Below are 20,696 nucleotides of genomic sequence, written 5' to 3' on the forward strand. Positions count from 1 at the left end.
CATAAATACTATCAAAATGTAACTCGAGTCCGTGTTATTTATTGTATTTGATATTTTTTGAGTTTATCATATAGTGCAGATCTCGAAATACCTAACATTTTTGCCGCTTTGCTTTTATTTTTATTTGCTTTTTGCAAGGTATCGACAATTAATTGATATTCAACTTTTTCCCATTCCATTGATGTATCTGTTACCACTTGTTGACTAGTGGTAGAGTTTTTCGAGTTTGTACAAGCAGTGGAAATATGTTTTGGTAAGTGATAAGGGGTAATAATGTCCTCTGCTAACAGTGTTGCGCGTTCCATCACATTTTCTAATTCCCGTACGTTTCCAGGCCAGGAGTATTTCTCTAAATCAGCTAGAGAATCATCCGATAGTAAAGGCGGGACGCGACCTTCTCTTGTTGCTGTTTTCTCTATAAATACATTAGCTAAAATTGGAATATCTGCTAACCTTTGTCGTAATGGAGGGATGGATAAATGAATGACGTTTATTCGGTAAAATAAATCAAGTCGGAAATTCCCATTGCTGATTTCTTCTTCTAAGTTTCGGTTGGTTGCAGCGATGATTCGAAAATTAATAGGAGTTGGTTTGTTGCCTCCTATCCTAGTAACGGTACGATTTTGAATGACTCGAAGCAGTTTGGACTGCATCTCTAGCGGCATTTCTCCAATTTCATCTAAGAAAATCGTTCCTCCATGAGCTAATTCGAATTTTCCGAACCTACCATTTTTCCGAGCGCCTGTAAAAGCTCCTTCTACATAACCAAATAATTCACTTTCAACTAAATCGCGAGGAATGGATGAGCAATCAATAGTAATGAATGGACCATCGCAGCGGTGGCTGTGATTATGAATGGCTTGTGCAATTATCTCTTTTCCAGTGCCACTTTCGCTTTCGATTAATATGCTGGAGTCTGTTTTTGCTGCTGATTGAGCGAGCTCAACTAATTCTGACATTTCTTTGCTAGTATGTTTGTAATCTGAAAAATCAAATCTTGCTTTATTTCCAACAATGTTTCCGACCATATCCCGTACGACTTTCATTTCTCTAAAGATAAATATACTTCCAACTAATTGCTGATTGTCATCGTCTACTATAGGGATTGAACTTTTGACTAACTGAATACGTCTACTTGGTCTTGAAATAAAAAAGTCACGATTCTGCCAACCTTCACCAGTATGTAGAACTTCAATCATCTGGTCATAATAATCAAATATTTCAGAGACGTGTTTACCTAGTACTTTTTTGGGATCAACGTCTAGGATTTTCCCGCCAACTCGATTTAAATAAGTAAGTTCACCATTTTTATTTATCGTTAAATACCCTTCGCTTGTTGCCTCACAAATCTTTTCTTGATATTCGCTTTTTAAAAAAATATCTTCCATTGTTCTTTGGTTCACGATTAGGTAACCAATATAATCAGCTAGAATTTGCAATGAAAGTTGCAGCTCATCCTCTTGTTTGTGAGAAGGAACAATAAGCTGGAAATCAGGCTGGTAGTCTATAAAAATGGGACATGCATGAACAAATTGCTTTCTTCCTTGTTCGTCTACGGTTTGAAAAGTTCTAGTTTCATGATTGAAAGGAAGGTGCTGTAATGATTTTATCCATTTTGGGTGTTCGACTCTTGTCATTCTTGTTTTCTGATCATAGTAACAAACAAACTCTTTTTTTGAATTTATCACATACAAATCTAAGTTTAAATGTTGAACCATCTCTTCGTTACTAACTATAATATTTTGAAACGTTGAAATAAAATCTTCTAATGAAATGGTTAATCTTTTCGTTGCCATGAACGTACTCGCCTCACTTCCTTTTTATTTATAAGTTATAGATTTTTAGTTTGTTATAAAGGGATGATCGAGATATCCCTAGTCTTTTAGCGGTAAGACTTTTATTTCCATTTGCTTCTGAAAGGGTTTTCATAATTAGTTGTTTTTCTGCATTTTGTCTGATCATGGAAGAATCTTGCTCATCAATATGAATCGGTTTCTTTTCCTTTTTAGGAAGGGGAGCTTCCTTTAGTTCAATGATATAGTTAGGGAAGTGGTTTAACTGAATCTCATCGTTTGCCAAAATCGTGACTCTCTCAATTATATTTTCCAATTCCCTTACATTTCCAGGCCACATATACATCTGTAAAAGCTCGATACAATGGTTGGTAATTTTGGGAGAGGGACGGTTTTCTCTTTTGGATGTCTTTTCAATAAACAGATGGACAAGAGTCGGAATGTCTTCAATCCTTTCCCTAAGAGGGGGGAGGGCAATGTGTATAACATTAAGCCGATAAAATAAATCAAGTCGGAAGTTTCTCTCTTGAATTTCCTTTTCTAATTTCCGATTGGTAGCAGCGATAATGCGAAAATCAACAGGAATAGGTTCATTTCCTCCGACCCTAGTTATTGTTCGACTTTGAATCGCGCGTAATAATTTAGATTGCATGTCTAGTGGCATTTCTCCAATTTCATCTAAAAAAATCGTTCCTCCATGAGAAAGTTCGAACTTCCCAATATTCCCACCTTTTCTAGCACCAGTAAAAGCTCCTTGAACATATCCAAAAAGCTCACTCTCCACTAAATCACGAGGTATGGATGAACAATCAATGGTAATGAATGGACCATTGCAACGATTGCTATAGTTATGAATGGCTTGAGCAATGAGTTCTTTTCCCGTGCCGCTTTCACTTTCGATTAAAATGCTTGAATCCGTTTTAGCGGCAGCTTTTGCTAATTGAATTAATTCCTCCATACTTTTACTCTTAAATAGAATGTCATCGAATGTATAGACTGTATTGGTGCTAACAATATCAGCAACAAAGTTACGTACTGTTTTTATTTCTCTAAAGAGAAAAATACCCCCGACCAGTTGTTTTCGATCATCTTCTAAGCGAATTGCACTTTTAACAATATGAATTCGTTTATTTGGTTTATAAATAAAAAAGTCGCGATTAACCCAACCATGACTTGATTCTAAAATTTCTAAAAGTTGATTATGGTGCTCAAAAATCTCTGAGACATGCTTTCCAATTACATCTTTTGCATTCATTTCAAGAATTTCTTGCCCTTTTAGGTTCATATATGTGACCTCGCCGAATTTATTAATGGTGAATGAACCTTCACTAGAGGCAACACAGATTTTCTCATGATATTTATTTTTTAGAAAAATAGTTTCCATATTTATTTGGTTCGTAATGCGAAAACTAATGTGTGTGGAAAGTAACTGCAGTGAGAAAAAGAGATTAGGGTTAGGTTTTTTATAATAAGGATAACAAAGGTGATATTCAGCTTGATGATCAATCTTAATCGGACATACGATTACCCCTTTATCTATGGAAAACTTAATATCTTTTGCGATTGGGTTGGTGTTTATTTGTAGGTCCAAACTTACATGTTTAAGCCAAAGAAGAGGCTCTTTTATTTGATCAAGCACTTCTATTGTACCTCTATTAAACTGGCAAATGAATGAATGGTCATGATTCACAATGAATAGATCGATTTCTAAATCTTTAAGCAAGGTTTCATAGTTTTTGACGACTTCTTGAAATGCTGTAATTAGATACTTTGACGATCTACTAGTTTGCTTTGTAACTATCAAGGGAATCTCAACTCCTTACTCATAATGTAACCGCATTCAAAAAATGTCAGTATCAAAAAAGTGAACAAAAAACATACAATTTCTATTTATTCTAGTCTATGTAAGAGAAATACACAATACAATTCAGTTGATTTGTTAGAAAATTGTGTAAAAATCATACAATGACTGGTTGGAATGTTAAACGAAGTGCAGTGGGGAAGTGCTTATTTTTATGTGTGTTTAGAACTGTGTAGATATTAGACACTTTCTACACCTTTATGGAAGTCGTAAATGGATCTGTACAAAATTCATACAATCATTATGTTTTTACAATTAACAAATCATTAAGAACAAATGCTACTTAACTAGCGGAACGTTTGATTTCTGCGGTTTTTTATGATGTTTATTTATGAATTTGAAAAGTTGGCACGCAAATTGCAAAATAATTTAACAAATGGTGAAAGCGCTCACTAATGTGATTGAAATGAAAAGAGCTTTTACTTACATATTTAATAGAGGAGTGATTGTATGTTCCATTATTTTCCTGAGAACTATATGTGGTCTTACCAAGTCGTTCGAATGATGTGTCAAGCTCAATCTGGCGGAGGAGAAGTAAACGAAATACTAGAAGCAGCTAGTCAAATTAAAGTTGGAGATTATGAAAGTTTTCATTCTGCATGGATGAACATGGGGAATAAAACATTAACCAAAGCGAATGAAGCATTAGATCAAGGTCGTATTGAAACAGCTAGAGCAACGTATTTACATGCATCCAACTACATTCGCACAGCTGAATTCTTTTTGCAACCAGATGATGCAAGAAAAATCCCTACCTATCTAAAAGGAGTTGAAGCTTTTCGAAAAGGAGCTGAATTGTTAGACAATCCTCCTAAAGCGATTCAGATTCCATATGAGAACTCATTCTTACCGGGATATTACTTTCCTGTAAAGGACAAAGAAAATAGTCCTTTGGTTATTATGTTTGGTGGTCTAGATTCAACAGCAGAAGAGCTTTATTTCGGACCGGCACAAGAGTTAAATGAGCGAGGTATTTCTTTCCTTGCGGTAGATGGACCAGGCCAAGGTGGAGCGCTGCGCTTAAATCATATTCATACACGTTATGATTACAATGTAGCTGGTACGACAGCGTATGAATGGGCTGTAGATAATCTTGATATTGATCCTGATCGTGTTGGAATTATGGCTGTGTCGATGGGAGGTTACATGGCAGCTAGGTCAGCCGCTTTAGAGCCACGATTTAAGGCATGCGCCATTTGGGGAGCAGTCTATGATTATAATTACACATGGTCTCAGCGTCCAGATAATCATCCATTAGCCAGAATTATCATGCATGTAATCGGCAAGGACAATATGGACGATACGAGAAAAGAACTAGATAAATTTAATTTAAGAGGGGTAGCTGAAAAGATCAGCATGCCAACCTTTATTTTACATGGAGAAGATGATCGTCAAAATACAGTGAAAAATGCGTATGATCTGTATAATGATTTAACTTGTGAAAGACACCTGAAAATTGTTCCTAAAAGCAGTCCAGGGTCTGCTCATTGCCAAGTAGATAATTTCTCTGAAACCTATGACATGTTCGATTTCTTAAAAGAACAATTGACTAAGTAAATGAATGGAATGATTTCTGAAGGAGGGGTGAGTCTATGAAATTAGTTAGTTTTAAACATGCCAATGGTGATGTTCGTGCTGGATGGATTGAGGGGAATACAGTCATAGACATGAATTACGTAAGTGAAGGGAAACTCCCTTCTCAAATCAAGGAATTTATTCAAAAACATGAACACTATTGCTCAGTTGTAGAAGATTTAAAACGTCAAGTTGATATAGGGATATTTGATTTAGAGGAAGTGGAGTTAGTAGCCCCGTTGCCTAATCCAACTAGCTTTAGAGATTTTGTAGCATTTGAAACACATGTTCTAAATGCTACAAATCGAGCTGGCCATACGATGGCAAAAGAATGGTATGAAATTCCTGTTTTCTATTTTTCTAATCACCATGCAATTAAGGGACCGAATGAAGCCATCACTCGTCCGAAAAAATGTGTCCGATTAGATTTTGAACTAGAAATGGGTTGCATCATCGGAAAAGAAGGAAAAAACATATCAGCTGAAGAGGCTGAAGATTATATTTTTGGATATACAATTTTGAACGATTGGACTGCTCGAGATTTGCAAATGCAAGAAATGGCCGTTCATCTAGGACCTGCCAAAGGGAAAGATTTTGCAACTTCGATTGGCCCGTACATTGTCACGAAAGATGAGTTAGCTCCATATCGCGTGAATGATCGATATAATCTAGAAATGACCGCTAAAATCAATGGGAAAACGGTGACAGAAGGAAACTTTAAGGATATTTACTATAGTTTCCCGCAAATGATTGAGCGAGCATCGGAAGAGGTTACTTTGTACCCGGGAGATTTACTAGGATCAGGTACAGTAGGATTTGGTTGTATTTTAGAATTAGGTCCCGAAGTTCATCGTTGGTTAGAACCTGGTGATGAAATAGAGTTATCCATAACAGGTTTAGGTACATTAAAAAATACAATTGCAAAGGCAGATATGCTTGATAACCAATCTAAAAATAGCTTAAAAAGCTCTACTAGTTAACGAGAATTTCTGTATTAAGGCAAATATAATCAATAACCAAAATTACCAATATTGGAGGAATTACCATGCCAAAAAGAAATCATTTTATCTCTCAATTAGCTCACTTAGAAATTTATAGTCCAAAACTAGAAGAGTCTGTTAAATTTTTTCACGACATTTTAGGTTTAGAAGAATCAGGTCGTTTAGGGAATTCGGTATACATGCGGGCATGGGGAGAGTTTTTCCACCACAGTTTAAAGATTACAGAAGGACCAACACACGGACTTGGACATATTGGCTGGCGTGCAGAAAGTGAAGAAGATTTGCTAGAAGCTGTCGAGTTCATTGAAAGCAAAGGATACGGCAAGGGCTGGATTGACGGAGATCTTGGACATGGTAGAGCGTATCAATTTGTATCACCAGAGGGTCATTTAGAAGAAATTTTCTGGGATGTTGATTTAGCTGTCATTCCAGAAGAAAAGCAAAGCAAATGGCGCTCTCGTCCGCAAAAAAATCCAAGTCGCGGTGCATCGGTAAGACGATTAGATCATGTGACACTTTGGAGCAGTGATGTGACACGTCACAATCAATATTATCAAGAGCTAGGATTTAAATATAATGAAGGTGTCGTTCTACCAAATGGAACAGAGGTGGGTTCGATTCTTGCTGTATCTAGTTTAAATCATGAAGTAGCGATGTTTGCTGATTATTCTAAACAAAATGGGAACTTAAATCATATTTGTTACGCGGTAGAAAATCGTGATCAAGTACTAGAAACGGCTGATTATGTAGTAGACAATGGCTACCGCTTAGAAATGAAACCGTTTAAACACGCATTAGGAGAAGCGTTTACAACGTACGCGATTGAACCAGGTGGAAACCGAGTTGAAATTTATGGAGGTTCGCCGTTATACTTTGCGCCGGATTATGGTCCGAAATTATGGCCAGTAGCAGAAAACCCTAACGATGCTTGGTCAGAACATAACATTTTTATGGACTCATCAGAATTTGATAGTGTTCATGAAAAGCATAGTGTAAAAAAATAGAGAATTACTGTTAGATTTCTCATGGTGTGTTAGGCCGTTGAAACAGGTGAAAAACATACTGTTTTCAATGGCCTCTGCTACACAAGAGGTAAGTTAGATTAGGTGAGTTTAGAGTGATAGTGAATCTAATATTACAACAGAAAGGATGAGCAATTTGAGTGAGCGAAAAGGAGTCAGAATGGTGGATATCAGTGTTCCGATTGATAAAGAGTTAAAGGACCCTCTTCCTTTTTCCATTCGCTATGAATCACATGATGAAGGAGCGGAATTAGCAGCTAAACTTTATGGTCTGCAACCAGAGGATTTTCCAGAAAGAAAGTGGGGGGCTGGGGAGAGTCTATCTTTAACGAGTCATGCTGGAACCCATGTTGATGCACCTTGGCATTATTGGCCAACAAGTGAAGGGAAACCTAGTCGTACGATCGATGAATTGCCTCTTGAATGGTTTTATAGTGACGGGGTTGTGTTAAATTTTACAGATAAACCACCAGGCTATGAGTTAACGGTTTCGGACCTTGAACAGAAGCTAGCTCAAATGGAATATGAGTTAAAGCCGTATGATATTGTCATGATTCGTTGTGATGCAGATAAAAAGATGTATCAAGAAAATTATGCTCAAATTCATGTAGGGGTTTCTGCAGATGCCACTCGCTGGCTGATTGAGAAGGGAATTAAAGTGATGGGAACGGACGGCTGGGGCTGGGATACACCTTTTTACGTACAAGCAGAGGATTATAAAAGTAATCCTAGGCCAGGTGTTTTGTGGGCTGCGCATTTTGTAGGAAGAGAAAAGGAATACTGTCAAATTGAAAAACTAGCAAACTTGGATCAACTTCCTCCTTATGGTTTTAAAGTTTCTGTATTTCCGGTCAAAATTAAAGGTGGAAGTGCTGGTTGGACTAGGGCTGTAGCCATCGTAGAAGAGTAAAATGTTAACGTAGCCCTAAATATTGAACACAGAATTTAGCGGTGTCATACAGTCTGTGTTCTTTATTTTGTCATGAAAACGATCCAATAAAACAATGAATGTAACATTCAAACACACTGTACAATTTTTATACACTGTTTGAGGGAGATCTTGTATGAAAACCGTACAATCGTAAAATTACTGATTCTCTAATCTCTATAAAATGAAAGTTTTGCGTCTTAATAAAGTTGGCATGATACTTGCTTATAATAGTGTAAATCAATAAATCTATTAAGGTAGTTATTTAAATCAATAAGGAAGATGGTACTACTCTTTTATGTAACCGCTTTATTTATTGAAGAGAAAGAAGTGATAGCGATAAGTTCATATAACAAGATTAAATTTCTCAGTGCGTGATTGTTACATTTTACGTTGTTCTTTTCGAAAATATTTAATAAAAAAATTTATGTAAGGAAAGGAAGGGTGTATATGTCAAATGTTAAAAAGGTTTTAATTGTTGGAGGCGGGATCGGAGGACTTTCAACAGCTATTGCTTTAGAGAATGCCGGCATAAAAACAGAGATAGTGGAAATCCAAAAAGAATATAATGTTTATGGAGTTGGAATTATTTTGCAATCTAATGCGATCCGTGTATTGGATGATCTTGGTGTTCTTGAAGAAGTGGTAGCTCGTGGAAAGTCTTATGAAAAGCTACAAATGTGCAGTGGTCAGGGCCATGTGTTTCATGAACTTCCAGCACAAGCAGCCGGAAAACATAAAATAAATTGTGGGATTTCAAGAAGAGAGTTACACAATATTTTATATGCAGAAGCAATGAAAAAAGGAGTAAATATTCGCTTAGGTCTTACAGTCGATGTGATTCAAGACAATGAAGATACAGTGTTTGTAGAATTCACCGATGGTTCAATTGGGGAATACGATCTTGTTGTAGGATGTGACGGCGTTAATTCTAAAGTAAGAAATATGCTTTTTGGAGAACAGAAACCGCAATATGTTGGGCAAGCTGTATGGAGATATACGATGAAACGCCCAAAAGAAATGCCTGATGCATTAATCATGACTTTTGGAAAGAAAAATAAAGCTGGGATCGTCCCGATGTCAGAAGATACGGTTTATGTGTTTGTTGTAACAACAGAACCAGAAAATGAGTGGAAGCCAGAAGATCAACTTCATGTGTTAATGAAAGAAACGTTGGATGAATTTGGCGGGTTTATTCCTGAGTTACGTGATCAAATTGTAGATCCTAAAGGAGTCGTTTACCGTCCTATTTCAACCCTACTAATGGATAAACCATGGAATAGTGGACGTACTTTGATTATTGGAGACGCAGCCCATGCTACGACACCTCATATGGCAATGGGAGCAGCGATTGCTATAGAAGATGCAATCGTATTAGCCAATATGCTCAAGGAAGATTTGCCAATGACTGAAACGCTTAACTCTTTTGTGGAAAGGCGTTTTGAGCGTTGCAAATTAGTCGTGGATACGTCAAATACACTAGTAAAATGGGAATTGTTAATGAAAGAAGGAAAGTTGCCAAAAGAATGCAATATGAATCAGTTGATTGATGAAACGACTATTAAAATGGCAGAGGCTTATTAAATTAATAGATTAATACAAATAAACAGAATAATCATTCAAAGTCGGAGGAATTAACTATGCCAAAAAGAAATCATTTTATCTCACAGTTAGCACACTTAGAAATTTATAGCCCTAAACTAGAAGAGTCAGTGAAATTTTTCCACGACATTTTAGGATTAGAAGAATCTGGTCGATTAGGAAATTCAGTCTATATGCGTGCATGGGGTGAGTTTTTTCATCACAGCTTAAAGATTACAGAAGGACCAACACATGGACTTGGACATATTGGCTGGCGTGCAGAAAGTGAAGAAGATTTGTTAGAAGCTGTTGAGTTCATTGAAAGTAAAGGCTACGGAAAGGGTTGGATTGAAGGAGATCTAGGACATGGAAGAGCGTACCAATTTTTATCACCAGAAGGGCACCTAGAAGAAATCTTCTGGGAAGTTGATTTAGCGGTTATTCCAGAGGATAAACAAAGCAAATGGCGCTCACGTCCACAAAAAAATCCAAGTCGAGGAGCATCTGTAAGACGATTGGATCATGTTACTCTATGGAGCAGTGATGTATCACGTCACAACCAATACTATCAGGAGTTAGGATTTAAATATAACGAAGGCGTCGTTCTACCGGATGGAAAAGAGGTTGGCTCGATTTTAGCAGTATCAAGTTTAAATCATGAAGTAGCCATGTTTGCTGATCCTACTAAGAAAAACGGGAACTTAAATCATATTTGTTATGCGGTAGAAAATCGTGATCAAGTTTTAGAAACAGCAGATTATGTGGTTGACAACGGATACCGTTTAGAGATGAAACCGTTTAAACATGCATTAGGTGAGGCATTCACGACGTATGCGATTGAGCCAGGTGGAAACCGCGTTGAAATTTATGGAGGTTCGCCGTTATACTTTGCACCGGATTATGGTCCGAAATTATGGCCAGTAGCAGAAAATCCAAATGATGCTTGGTCTGAGTATAACATTTTTATGGAGTCATCTGAATTTGATAATATTCATGAAAAAGCAGGGAAGTAGTAGCTGATATTGCTGGGCTAAGCTACTAATTAAAAGGTTTTACAATGACTTGTTAAAAATGTACAAATTATTTACAACACAACTGTGCGATTATTGTACAGTTGTGTTGTTATTTTATTGGCATGAAGATTGCTAGGTTACCAGTATGTAATAAATTATTTGGCAGGAGATGATGTTGGAAAGTCAATTAAAAGTTCGTAGAGTTGTAACTGGCCATGATGAAAAGGGAAAGGCTGTCATTAAGAGTAGGAGACAATTTTTAGCTAACGGAGTGGAATTGAAATTTCGCGTTTGAGGAACGGACAAATTAAATTGTCTAACCAGTAAGGGTGAGAGGAAAATGGTAAAACAAGTCCGATTATGGAATCGTGATTTTATAGGAATGTGTTTATGTAATTTTTTTCTATTTATGACTGTTAATACACTAATTACGACTTTGCCGCTTTATGTGATTGATGTATTAGAACAAAGTGAAAAAGAGATAGGACTTACGTTAATGGCTTTTACTCTAGGAGCTATTATTGTACGTTTATTTGCTGGAAAGTGGATAGATGACTTAGGAAAAAAGAAAATCTTAATCGCTTCATTACTTTTATTTGCGATTACAAATATAGCGTATTTAGGGATAAATAGTATTTTTCTACTTTTCGTGTTACGGATTTTACATGGGGCTGCGTTTGGAATAGTTTCTACTGCTACAATGGCTATCGCTTCAGAAATTCCGCCAGCTAACCGAAAAGGGGAAGGAATAAGTTACTTCACTTTGTCTATGAGCTTATCTATGGTATTAGGACCATTAACCGGGTTAATGATCGTGTCAACTTATAACTTTACCGTCTTATTTGCTGTTTGTTCAGTTTATACAATTGCAGCTTTTCTATTTGCCAAAATGGCGAAAGTAGAGGAAGTTCCTGTTCCTAATTTTGAGAAGACTAAGAGGAAATTAAAATGGGAAAGTATGATTGAAAAAAAGGCATTACCAATTGCATTTGTTTGCTTTGTTTTAGTGTTAGCACAATCGACGATTCAATCTTATGTTCCTATTTATGCTGAGAGTCTTGGGTTGGGGAATATTGCTGGTTATTTTTTTGTGATGTATGCGGTTATGTTGATTGCGACACGCAGCTTTACAGGAAGGATCTTTGATAAATTTGGTGCAAATTATGTTGTGTATCCGTCTCTTGTTATCTACTTTTTAGGGTGGATAGGCTTAAGTTTTGTACAAGGTCCATTTGCATTTCTTGCGATGGGAGCAGTCATAGGCTTAGGCTATGGGACCCTTCAACCAAGCTTTATTACACTTGTTACGGCATCTTCTCCAAGTGAAAGGAGAGGTGTGGCCACTTCGACATTCTATTTATTTTTTGATATCGGTATGGGAGTAGGAGCTGTCTTACTCGGTATTGTTGCTTTTTATACAAATTATCAAATGATGTATCTCGTTTGTGCAGGGATCGTAGTGGTAGCAATGTTCTTTTATTATATAGTCCAGCTTAGTGCGAAAAAAGATGTAGGTGCAGGAGCAGCTTAGATAGGTTCATCTATATCCAAAAAGAAGGGAGAATCAAACATGGAAATAGAAATTATTGGTGCAAACGGTCGTGCTGGAAGTCGAATTATGAAGGAAGCAATCGGTAGAGGACACAAATTTATCAAGGGCCACATACTCTTGAAAAGGGAAAAATGACGATTCGGGCAAAAGCAGTTAGAATAGGTTTCAAAAATAGTGAGGAAGTGGTCTCAACGTTTGTAGTTGAATTATGGCTAGACCTTTCGTTCACATTTAAAAGATTAGTAACTAGATTGCGAAGAGTAAGGAAACCAGTTCTCTAAATTATAGAGAACTGGTTTCCTAGAGGTTTTTACAAAACGTTAACAAGGGCAACTAGTGAAGTATGTGTAGAATCTAACATGACTAAGGGTTAAGTCTTTGGGGTAGGTAGCAGAGCGTTAAATAGAATAGGAAGGTCTAAGATAGGACTAAGTAATCAATTTGCTGATTTTTCTAACTTATATTATGCTATAATAAATTTTAGTAACACACAAAAAAAGAGTATCATTTACTTCTCCAACGAGTAGGCTAGGTGCTTTCCGACCAAATAAGAAAACGCTTACTTTTTATTTTCTTTTTTATTAAACACTTTTTTTATTTGTTTCACCGAGGTTTTTTCTCGCAATTTCTATAATGTGTGGTGATGAAAATGTATCAAGTAATGGTTGTCGAGGATGAACAGTGGATTCGTGGAGCAATGGTAAAAATGGTAGAAAGTATAGTCGGTGGTTATGAAGTAGTTGCAGAAGCTGGGAATGGTGAAGAAGCTCTTGATTTAATATTTGAGGTATGGCCAACCATTGTGATAACTGATATCAAGATGCCTAAAAAAGATGGACTGTGGCTTGTTCAGGAAATTAAAGAGCGTAATTTGCCTATCATCCCGATTATTGTCACTGGTTATGATCAGTTTGAATATGCGCAACAAGCAATCCGCTACGGCGTCTCTGATTTTTTACTTAAACCAGTTATGGAATCAGAGGTTCTCAATGCGTTAAAGGGTACTATAGATCGGTTGAAATATCACCATACTATGCATGCTTTTCTATTAGAAATTCAAGAGTTTATAAATCAAATACAAGACCATAGTGGTCATGATTTTTTGAAGGAACTTTTGAAACTAATCAAATCTCTCTATGATACAAAAACTCTCAGTGTTGGTGAGCGACATGTATTATTGAAAATATTCTCAGGCCAAATGAACGACCTAATTGTGAGTATTTTTCCAGACTTTGAACGAAAGATTTTATGTGATATGGAGAACGAAGGCGTGCGTAGTCATTTTCAGCAATTACTTGAACAATGGATGAAGTGTTCAACAGATCTTCTTAAAAATGATTCAAGAAGCGTTATTCGAAATGCGTGTGAATTTTTACAACAAAATTACTATAGAGACTTGAGTATGATGGACGTAACAGATCGCTTTAATATTAGTGTGTCCCATTTTAGTCTGCTTTTTAAAAAACATACTGGACAAACGTTTGTAAACTATTTAAATGCAGTAAGAATAAATAAAGCGAAGGAATTACTTACGGAAAATGATTTGAAAATATACGAAATAGCTGAAATGGTCGGATTTATTTCACCACCTCATTTCAATCGGGTATTTAAGCAGATAAATGGGTATTCCCCAAAAGAATACAGGAAGATTATGAACTTATGAAAGATCTCCTTTACAAGTTACACCAACAACTATCAATAAAAGCAAAATTAATTGTCGCTTTCTTAACAGTAGCCTTATTGTCTGTTTTTTTAATGGCTTCCATTTCTTATGTAAATTATACTCAAAGTGTAAAGAATGATTTTTATCGACTTTCGAATGAAGCAACACTTCGCTTAAATCAACATATTGAATTTTACATGAGCCAATTAGGGAAATCTACATCATCGCTATTGACTGGTGACCTGTTACAATCATGGATGAAAAATGAACGAGAATTTAGTACACGTGAAATCGATTCAATTCAAAATGAACTGAGAAAAAATATTGCCTTAAATTATCCTGAGATTGTGGGGATGTTTTTAGTTACTACTGACATGAAAGTTCTTGAAATGACAAACCTCCCTTTATCACGGAACCATTCCTATATGGATGAGCCTTGGTACAATAACTCTTTTCATCCCGATTTAAGAGTATTACCGACACATATTATTAATTATCCGATTGTTAACGACGTTCGGGTAGTGTCGCTGGAGATCCCAGTCTATAGTGTCACTACATTAGAGTTACTTGGTAAATTAGTGATTGATCTTGAACTAATTGAACTTGAAAGAATATTTACTAATGCAAATTTAGTTTCTGAAGGTAGTTTTTTTGCTATTTCTGAAGATGATTTGATTGTCTATCATGACTACTACGAGCAGCTCGGAATTTCGCGATCTGAGACAGATCTTGTTGAATTTAATTTATCCTCTGAAGAAGAAGCGTCGATTCAGAACGTTTATGGCATGAGGCAGTTAGTCTCTATTTCTAAGTCGGAATCCACAGGTTGGACTTTTGTACACACGGTACCGTTAGATAAAATGGCTTCTGCTATGCAAAATACATCAAATATCATCTTAATTACACTTCTTATCATTGTTGTAAGTATTGTGATCATTGTTCCTTGGATTACAAATCGATTCGTGAAGCCCATTTTAGAGTTGAAGCAATTTATGTTACGTGTAGAAAAAGGTGATTTGCATGTTCGAGCACCAGAAATGTCAGGTAATGATGAAATTTTTCATTTAAATCATAGTTTTAATAATATGGTTGAACAAATTGATGAATTACTTAGTAATGTTACATCTTTGGAATTAAGGGAAGCAAATCTTTTATTAAGAGAAAAGGAAGCGATTATTCAAGCGTTACAAAATCAAATAGATCCACACTTTCTCTACAATTCTTTGGATATCATAAAAAGTATTGCCTATATGGAAGATGTTTCTCAAATCGTTACAATGTCTCGCAATTTAGCTGACTTCTATCGTTACACAGCGAAAAATGTAACGAAAGTAGTTACACTTAGGGAGGAACTGGAACATCTTAAACATTATTTAGCACTTATTCAAGTGAGATTTCCTGTTACTTTTCACAGTCAAATAAACGTAGATGAAAAATTCTTAGATTGTACTGTCATAAAATTGATGATTCAGCCTCTTGTGGAAAATGCGATCAAATATGCAATTGAACCAAATGATGGAAAAGGGTCAATTATTGTTTCGGCATATGATGAAGATGATGAGTTGGTCATCAGAATCACGAATACAGGTTTAAAAATAGATGATAAGAAAATAGAAATGCTGAATAGAAAAATTTCTTCTATTACAGATAACGTACATGAGGAATACCGTAAGCAACAAAGTTTAGGAATTGCTAATGTGCATTGTCGAATAGTGCTTAAGTATGGCAAACAATATGGGGTTAGTATTGCAATCCAAAATGAAGAAACTGTCGTTTTCGTTCGTTTGCCAATTTTGCGGTCCGTCGAATAACTAGTTTGTTAAATGGTTTGATTAGAAAATGGGAGAAGGAGGATAATCAAAATGCAGAAATGGTTGTCTTCTTTTTGTGTGTTTGTTTTAATAGGGAATTTGATTGGATGCTCTTGGGTAGATAATAGAACCGAAGAGGAAATGGGTGAAAAAACAACAATCAATATAATGATTAGGAGCTATACATCAGGAGGATGGAATTCCAATCATCCTGTCATACAAGAAATAAATAGTCGTTTGGGAATGGAGTTGAATATTGAGTGGGTTCCCACATCAATCTATGAAGAAAAGTTAAATGTCGCTGCAGCTTCTAATAATTTCCCAGATGTGTTCTTTGTGACTAAAGACCAGTTCCTACGATGGCGAGATCGAGGTATCTTTATGGATGTGAAACCGTATCTTAGCGATTATCCCAACCTCTTTACACATATACCTGAACCAGCTTATCAGCTCTATAATCCTGATAATCAATACTTTGGTTTCCCAGTATATATTCCAGAGGTATTAGAATCATTACTCATACGTAAAGACTGGTTAGACACTCTTGGATTGGAGATCCCTGAAACTGTTGACGAGTTTTACGAAGTTGCTAAAGCATTTGTAAACGAAGACCCAAATAATTCAGGTAACCAAGATACAATCGGCTTTACACTAGATATAAATCCTATGGGGAATTTTGGGTTTGGAGATACAGCTTTGTTTTTCATGGCGGGATTTGGACTAGTTAATGGTTGGGGAGAAGATGATAATGGAAATCTATTTCCGATGCAAATCCAAACGAACGAGTTAAAAGACTTTATTGGCTTTTTAAGAAAAGCCTATGCTGAGGGAGTACTTGATCCAGATTTTCTCTACAACTTAGACAATGATTCTTATCGGATGCTACAAGCAAATCAATTAGGAATTGCTCGGATCTTTCATATGGTTTCCATTCCAACATTAGTAAGAAATTCAGCAGAAGCAGAACTAGTTCAGCTCTCTCCCTTAATTGGGCCAAATCAAGAACGTGGAATTTTTGCAAGGACAGGAAAACATAAAATTGTGATTAATGCAAATGTAGATTATGAAAAACAAGAAAAAATATTAGGAATGTTAGATTATATGCTATCAGACGAGGGGCATGATTTGTTACGTCATGGGATTGAAGGAATGCACTATACAAGAATTTCAGATGAAAAGTATCGGGCTCTTGAGGCTACAACAAAAGATGCCCCGTCTCAATTGCTTTTTTCTTTTTTAAGGCGGAATGATCCTAAGTATATGATCCTGAAAACGACAGATGCGGTGGAAGCTGCTGCTATTAATTCCTTTACTCAAAATAACGAAATATATCTCGTGAACAATCCTGCTGTTGGGCTTGTTTCTGAAACAGAAATTACTATTGGTACGACTATTAATAACCGGTGGATGGAAACTATGGTCAACGTTATTAAAGGAGAAGAGCCAATGGAAGCAATTGAAAAGGCTGTTGAAGAATGGAAATCTACTGGAGGTAAAGAAATTATAACTGAAATAAATGAAGCATACCAGCAGTTGAATAAAACTATGGCTGGAACTGAATCTAAAGAAAATTAAATGATTGATGGTGTAATTCACTTTAGCGTCTGCCTTAGGTGATTTACACCTTTTTTGTTGTTACTAAAAAGCGAAAGCTATACGTATTAGAAGATAGATAAAGAGAGAATAAAATACGCTAAGAATTCAGAAAATTCGTCAAAGACGATATTGATAATTGAATTTACAATAAACTTATAATTAAAAAAGGATGTGAGGAATTAGATAGGCGTTTATAACGACAATTGAAAGCGTTATCAATAATAATGAAAAGGGGTTATATGTATGAAAAAACTATCTAAAAGTCTTATTCTTTCATTAGCGCTTTTTGGATTAATCGGTTGTTCATCAAGCACGAACACAGAGACGACGACTAGCGAAGAGAATCCTGGTCAAGAAGTGGAATCTAGGGAAACCATAAACCTAATAGCTAGTACTCATTCTCCTCCTGGAATTCCTTTGACTCGAGCATTTGATGCGTATTTAGATGAAATAGAGGAAAGAAGTGAAGGACAAATAGAATTTGAACGTTATTATAATGGTGGATTGTCAGATGGCTTTGATGTCATCGATGCTGTTGGCAATGGGATAGCTGACGTTGCAGTCGTTTTCCCTTCGTGGCAATCTGGAAAATTACCATTGAATACCATTGCTTCTAATCCTGGTTTACATGAAAATGCATGGACAGCTGTAAAGGCGTTAAATGAATTACAGCAACAAATTCCTGAAATGAATCAAGAGCTTGAGAATCACGGAAATGTAAATATTGGAAACTTTGGAGCACCGCCTATGTATTTTATCTCTACTAGTCCCCTTAATGAATTCGATGATCTAAAGGGGTTACAGGTTCTTACCAACTCTCCAACTCAAGCTGCAATTGCTGGAGAACTGGGAATGGTTCCCGTGGGCATGAATTTAACAGATGCTTATGATGCACTAACAAGAGGGATTGTTGATACGGTTCTTTTCTCAGCTCAAGGAGCAATGAGTTTTGGACTTCATGAATCTGCCAAGCATGCATGGCAGTTACCAATGGGAACAACGACTGGTTTGTATACAATGAATCAAACAGTATGGGAAGGCCTGCCTGCTGAACTTCAAGACGTGATTACAGAAGTAAAGGAAGAATTCCAAGCCGATTCTTTCCACACAATCTATCAACTTAGTGAAGAAGAGTATGAAGAGAAGTTTATAGAAGCAGGCGGTACGATTGTTGAGCCGACTGAAGAAGATTTAAGTTTTATGATTGATATTATTACGACTCATGTTTGGGATGAATGGATTAAAGAGCAAGAAGGTAAGGGATTACCTGGTGAACAGGTTTTAAATACGTATAGAGAACTAGTTGAGAAGTACGAACAAGAAAATCCTTTTAAGTAATAATTTTTCACCTCTCAAGGTAAGCTGCCTATTTGGCTTGCCTTGAGTAATATAGTGTTTGTAGGAAGGAGTGCTATGAATGGGTAAAATGCTAAATGCGATTAACAGGTCGTTTATGAAAATAGAACTTACTTTCTTAATCATTGGGGGATTTCTTGTATTTTTTATCATGTTTCTTATCACCATTAATATTTTCATGAGAAATGTGTTTGGTTCCCCTATTGTCGGTGTATACGAAATTGTTGTTCAGTTATTTGTAGCATTAGTAGCTTTAGGTTTTGCCTATGTACAAGGTCAAAAGGGGAATATTACGGTTGAAGTGGTTACGGATTATTTGCCACAAAAATTCCAAAAGTTTTTTCATTTGCTCGGTTACGTTATAGGGTTGTTTGTGATCGGAATTGTTGCCTGGCAAAGTGGGTTACAGGCATGGTCGTCTTTTGTTCATCAAGACTATAATGCTAATAGTCTATTAAAGCTTCCTTTATGGCCTTCTAAAGCTTTTATTACATTAGGAATGTTGACTCTTTCATTAAGGTTATTACTAGATATTTTGTTATGTATATTCAACGTTAAAGAAAACTCAGTGAAACAAGAAGATCAGTTGGTATCGTAGTTCTTAGGTATGCAGCTTAAATAAAGGAGGAAAGAGTATGAATCTCGATCCACAGCTCATTGGAGTACTAGGTTTAATTTTGATGGTCATCCTTGTATTTTTAAGAGTTCCCGTTGGTTTTGTCATGATTCTTGTCGGATTTATTGGATTTGCTTTAATAAGAGGTTCCGGATCGAGTTTTACGATTATGGGTAACACGTTTTATGAAGCTCTTTCCGATTATAATTTTACGGCAATCCCGTTATTTATCTTAATGGGCTTTTTAGCTTATTATTGTGGAATTGTTACTCAACTTTTTGACACAGCCAAAAAGTGGGTTGGACATTTGCCAGGTGGAATGGCACAAGTAACGATTTTTGGTGGTGCTGGTTTCGGTGCGGTATCTGGATCAGGTCCTGCTTCAACAGCAACTTTATCCAAAATTGCTTACCCGGAAATGGTGAAAACAGGCGTTGATAAAAAGCTCGCTTATGGGGTTATTGCCTCGGTTGGGCCATTAGCCGTTATGATTCCACCTAGTATTTTGATGATTGTATTTGCAATTATTACACAGCAGTCAATCGGGAAACTTTTGATTGGAGGGTTACTTCCTGGAATTGTCGCAGCTATCGTTTATATGATTTTAGTGTATATCTTAGTGAAAAGAAAACCAGAAATCGCACCTTCGCAATCGAAATCGTCGTTTAAAGAAAAAATGTTGTCTTTAAAAGGGATAGGTCCATTTGCGATTTTGGTTATTACGATTGTTGCAGGTTTATATTCGGGCATTTTTACTCCAACAGAAGCAGGTGGAATGGGAGCCTTCGTTGTTTTTATTATGGTTTTGATTAAGCATGGATTTAAATGGGAGATCATGAAAAATAGCATGATTGAAACAATGAAAACGACTTGTATGATTTTTATTTTAGTTGGTGGAACGTTTGTTTTTAGTTATTTCTTATCTGTTTCACGAATTCCAACACAATTATCACAATTTCTAGTGTCACTCCCAGTAGAGCCGATTGTTATTATTCTTGGAATCATTTTGTTGTATCTAATTTTAGGGATGTTTATTGAAATGATTTCTGCGATGTTTTTGACACTTCCTATTATATTTCCAGCTGTTATTGCACTTGGATATGATCCTATCTGGTTCGGAGTATTACTAGTCTTTTTAGTGGAAGTGGCACTTGTCACGCCTCCATTTGGGATGAGTTTGTTCATTTTGAAAGGAACCGTACCAGGAAGTGATCTGCGAGATATTTATAGAGGAGCTGTTCCATTTATTTTTGCAGACTTTGTAATTATTGCTTTATTTCTATTGTTCCCGCAAATTATTACGTTCTTACCTTCATTAATGGGGTAGG

15 protein-coding genes are annotated in these 20,696 nt (G+C 36.2%); 13 read left to right on the forward strand and 2 right to left on the reverse strand.

Translation table 11 applies throughout. The features are described 5' to 3' along the window. Positions 1 to 38: 38 nt before the first annotated feature. Positions 39 to 1,796: a sigma 54-interacting transcriptional regulator gene (locus N0O92_RS08070; protein WP_315614163.1), complete on the reverse strand. Its 1,758-nt coding sequence runs from the start codon at positions 1,794 to 1,796 to the stop codon at positions 39 to 41. Between the two features lie 28 nt (positions 1,797 to 1,824). Continuing rightward, positions 1,825 to 3,597: a sigma-54 interaction domain-containing protein gene (locus tag N0O92_RS08075; RefSeq protein WP_315614164.1), complete on the reverse strand. Its 1,773-nt coding sequence runs from the start codon at positions 3,595 to 3,597 to the stop codon at positions 1,825 to 1,827. Positions 3,598 to 4,104: 507 nt separating this feature from the next. Here N0O92_RS08075 and N0O92_RS08080 point away from each other — a divergent pair. The 13 genes from N0O92_RS08080 (at position 4,105) to N0O92_RS08140 (ending at position 20,695) form a co-directional block, all read left to right on the forward strand. After that, complete coding sequence (locus tag N0O92_RS08080; protein WP_315614165.1) at positions 4,105 to 5,211, forward strand: alpha/beta hydrolase family protein; 1,107 nt, start codon at positions 4,105 to 4,107, stop codon at positions 5,209 to 5,211. Positions 5,212 to 5,246: 35 nt separating this feature from the next. Next, positions 5,247 to 6,209, forward strand: a complete 963-nt coding sequence (locus N0O92_RS08085; RefSeq protein ID WP_315614166.1) for a fumarylacetoacetate hydrolase family protein — start codon at positions 5,247 to 5,249, stop codon at positions 6,207 to 6,209. Positions 6,210 to 6,274: 65 nt separating this feature from the next. Then, positions 6,275 to 7,234, forward strand: coding sequence for a VOC family protein (locus N0O92_RS08090; protein WP_315614167.1), 960 nt, complete (start codon positions 6,275 to 6,277; stop codon positions 7,232 to 7,234). Positions 7,235 to 7,412: 178 nt separating this feature from the next. Then, a complete protein-coding gene (locus tag N0O92_RS08095) occupies positions 7,413 to 8,162 on the forward strand; it encodes a cyclase family protein (protein WP_315614269.1) in 750 nt (249 codons plus the stop codon). Positions 8,163 to 8,630: 468 nt separating this feature from the next. Continuing rightward, a complete protein-coding gene (locus N0O92_RS08100; RefSeq protein WP_315614168.1) occupies positions 8,631 to 9,764 on the forward strand; it encodes an FAD-dependent monooxygenase in 1,134 nt (377 codons plus the stop codon). Between the two features lie 56 nt (positions 9,765 to 9,820). Further along, positions 9,821 to 10,774: a VOC family protein gene (locus tag N0O92_RS08105; RefSeq protein ID WP_315614169.1), complete on the forward strand. Its 954-nt coding sequence runs from the start codon at positions 9,821 to 9,823 to the stop codon at positions 10,772 to 10,774. A 340-nt stretch (positions 10,775 to 11,114) separates the two neighbouring features. Next, positions 11,115 to 12,305, forward strand: a complete 1,191-nt coding sequence (locus N0O92_RS08110; RefSeq protein WP_315614170.1) for an MFS transporter — start codon at positions 11,115 to 11,117, stop codon at positions 12,303 to 12,305. Positions 12,306 to 12,975: 670 nt separating this feature from the next. Next, a complete protein-coding gene (locus N0O92_RS08115; protein WP_315614171.1) occupies positions 12,976 to 13,989 on the forward strand; it encodes a response regulator in 1,014 nt (337 codons plus the stop codon). Then, entirely contained in the window at positions 13,986 to 15,800 is a 1,815-nt protein-coding gene (locus N0O92_RS08120) for a cache domain-containing sensor histidine kinase (RefSeq protein ID WP_315614172.1), read from the forward strand. The genes N0O92_RS08115 and N0O92_RS08120 overlap by 4 nt, the downstream gene beginning before the upstream one ends. A gap of 51 nt (positions 15,801 to 15,851) precedes the next feature. After that, a complete protein-coding gene (locus N0O92_RS08125) occupies positions 15,852 to 17,375 on the forward strand; it encodes an extracellular solute-binding protein (RefSeq protein WP_315614173.1) in 1,524 nt (507 codons plus the stop codon). Positions 17,376 to 17,639: 264 nt separating this feature from the next. Next, positions 17,640 to 18,734: a TRAP transporter substrate-binding protein DctP gene (gene dctP / locus N0O92_RS08130; protein ID WP_315614174.1), complete on the forward strand. Its 1,095-nt coding sequence runs from the start codon at positions 17,640 to 17,642 to the stop codon at positions 18,732 to 18,734. 79 nt (positions 18,735 to 18,813) lie between these two features. Then, positions 18,814 to 19,350 carry a TRAP transporter small permease gene (locus N0O92_RS08135; protein WP_315614175.1) on the forward strand — a complete coding sequence of 179 codons (537 nt, stop codon included), beginning with the start codon at positions 18,814 to 18,816 and terminating at the stop codon, positions 19,348 to 19,350. A gap of 37 nt (positions 19,351 to 19,387) precedes the next feature. Beyond that, a complete protein-coding gene (locus N0O92_RS08140; protein ID WP_315614176.1) occupies positions 19,388 to 20,695 on the forward strand; it encodes a TRAP transporter large permease in 1,308 nt (435 codons plus the stop codon). Position 20,696 lies beyond the last annotated feature (1 nt).

Origin of the sequence: Alkalihalobacillus sp. MEB130, from assembly GCF_032335535.1 — a bacterium.
Lineage (GTDB): Bacteria > Bacillota > Bacilli > Bacillales > Bacillaceae_D > Halalkalibacter.

What these genes read in the sequence shown, in the direction of transcription:
- N0O92_RS08105 (WP_315614169.1), top strand. Translation starts at nt 9,821, where the DNA reads ATGCCAAAAAGAAATCATTTTATCTCACAGTTAGCACACTTAGAAATT.
- N0O92_RS08090 (WP_315614167.1), top strand. Translation starts at nt 6,275, where the DNA reads ATGCCAAAAAGAAATCATTTTATCTCTCAATTAGCTCACTTAGAAATT.
- dctP (WP_315614174.1), top strand. Translation starts at nt 17,640, where the DNA reads ATGAAAAAACTATCTAAAAGTCTTATTCTTTCATTAGCGCTTTTTGGA.
- N0O92_RS08135 (WP_315614175.1), top strand. Translation starts at nt 18,814, where the DNA reads ATGGGTAAAATGCTAAATGCGATTAACAGGTCGTTTATGAAAATAGAA.
- N0O92_RS08080 (WP_315614165.1), top strand. Translation starts at nt 4,105, where the DNA reads ATGTTCCATTATTTTCCTGAGAACTATATGTGGTCTTACCAAGTCGTT.
- N0O92_RS08120 (WP_315614172.1), top strand. Translation starts at nt 13,986, where the DNA reads ATGAAAGATCTCCTTTACAAGTTACACCAACAACTATCAATAAAAGCA.
- N0O92_RS08115 (WP_315614171.1), top strand. Translation starts at nt 12,976, where the DNA reads ATGTATCAAGTAATGGTTGTCGAGGATGAACAGTGGATTCGTGGAGCA.
- N0O92_RS08085 (WP_315614166.1), top strand. Translation starts at nt 5,247, where the DNA reads ATGAAATTAGTTAGTTTTAAACATGCCAATGGTGATGTTCGTGCTGGA.
- N0O92_RS08140 (WP_315614176.1), top strand. Translation starts at nt 19,388, where the DNA reads ATGAATCTCGATCCACAGCTCATTGGAGTACTAGGTTTAATTTTGATG.
- N0O92_RS08070 (WP_315614163.1), bottom strand. Translation starts at nt 1,796, where the DNA reads ATGGCAACGAAAAGATTAACCATTTCATTAGAAGATTTTATTTCAACG.
- N0O92_RS08110 (WP_315614170.1), top strand. Translation starts at nt 11,115, where the DNA reads ATGGTAAAACAAGTCCGATTATGGAATCGTGATTTTATAGGAATGTGT.
- N0O92_RS08125 (WP_315614173.1), top strand. Translation starts at nt 15,852, where the DNA reads ATGCAGAAATGGTTGTCTTCTTTTTGTGTGTTTGTTTTAATAGGGAAT.
- N0O92_RS08100 (WP_315614168.1), top strand. Translation starts at nt 8,631, where the DNA reads ATGTCAAATGTTAAAAAGGTTTTAATTGTTGGAGGCGGGATCGGAGGA.
- N0O92_RS08095 (WP_315614269.1), top strand. Translation starts at nt 7,413, where the DNA reads ATGGTGGATATCAGTGTTCCGATTGATAAAGAGTTAAAGGACCCTCTT.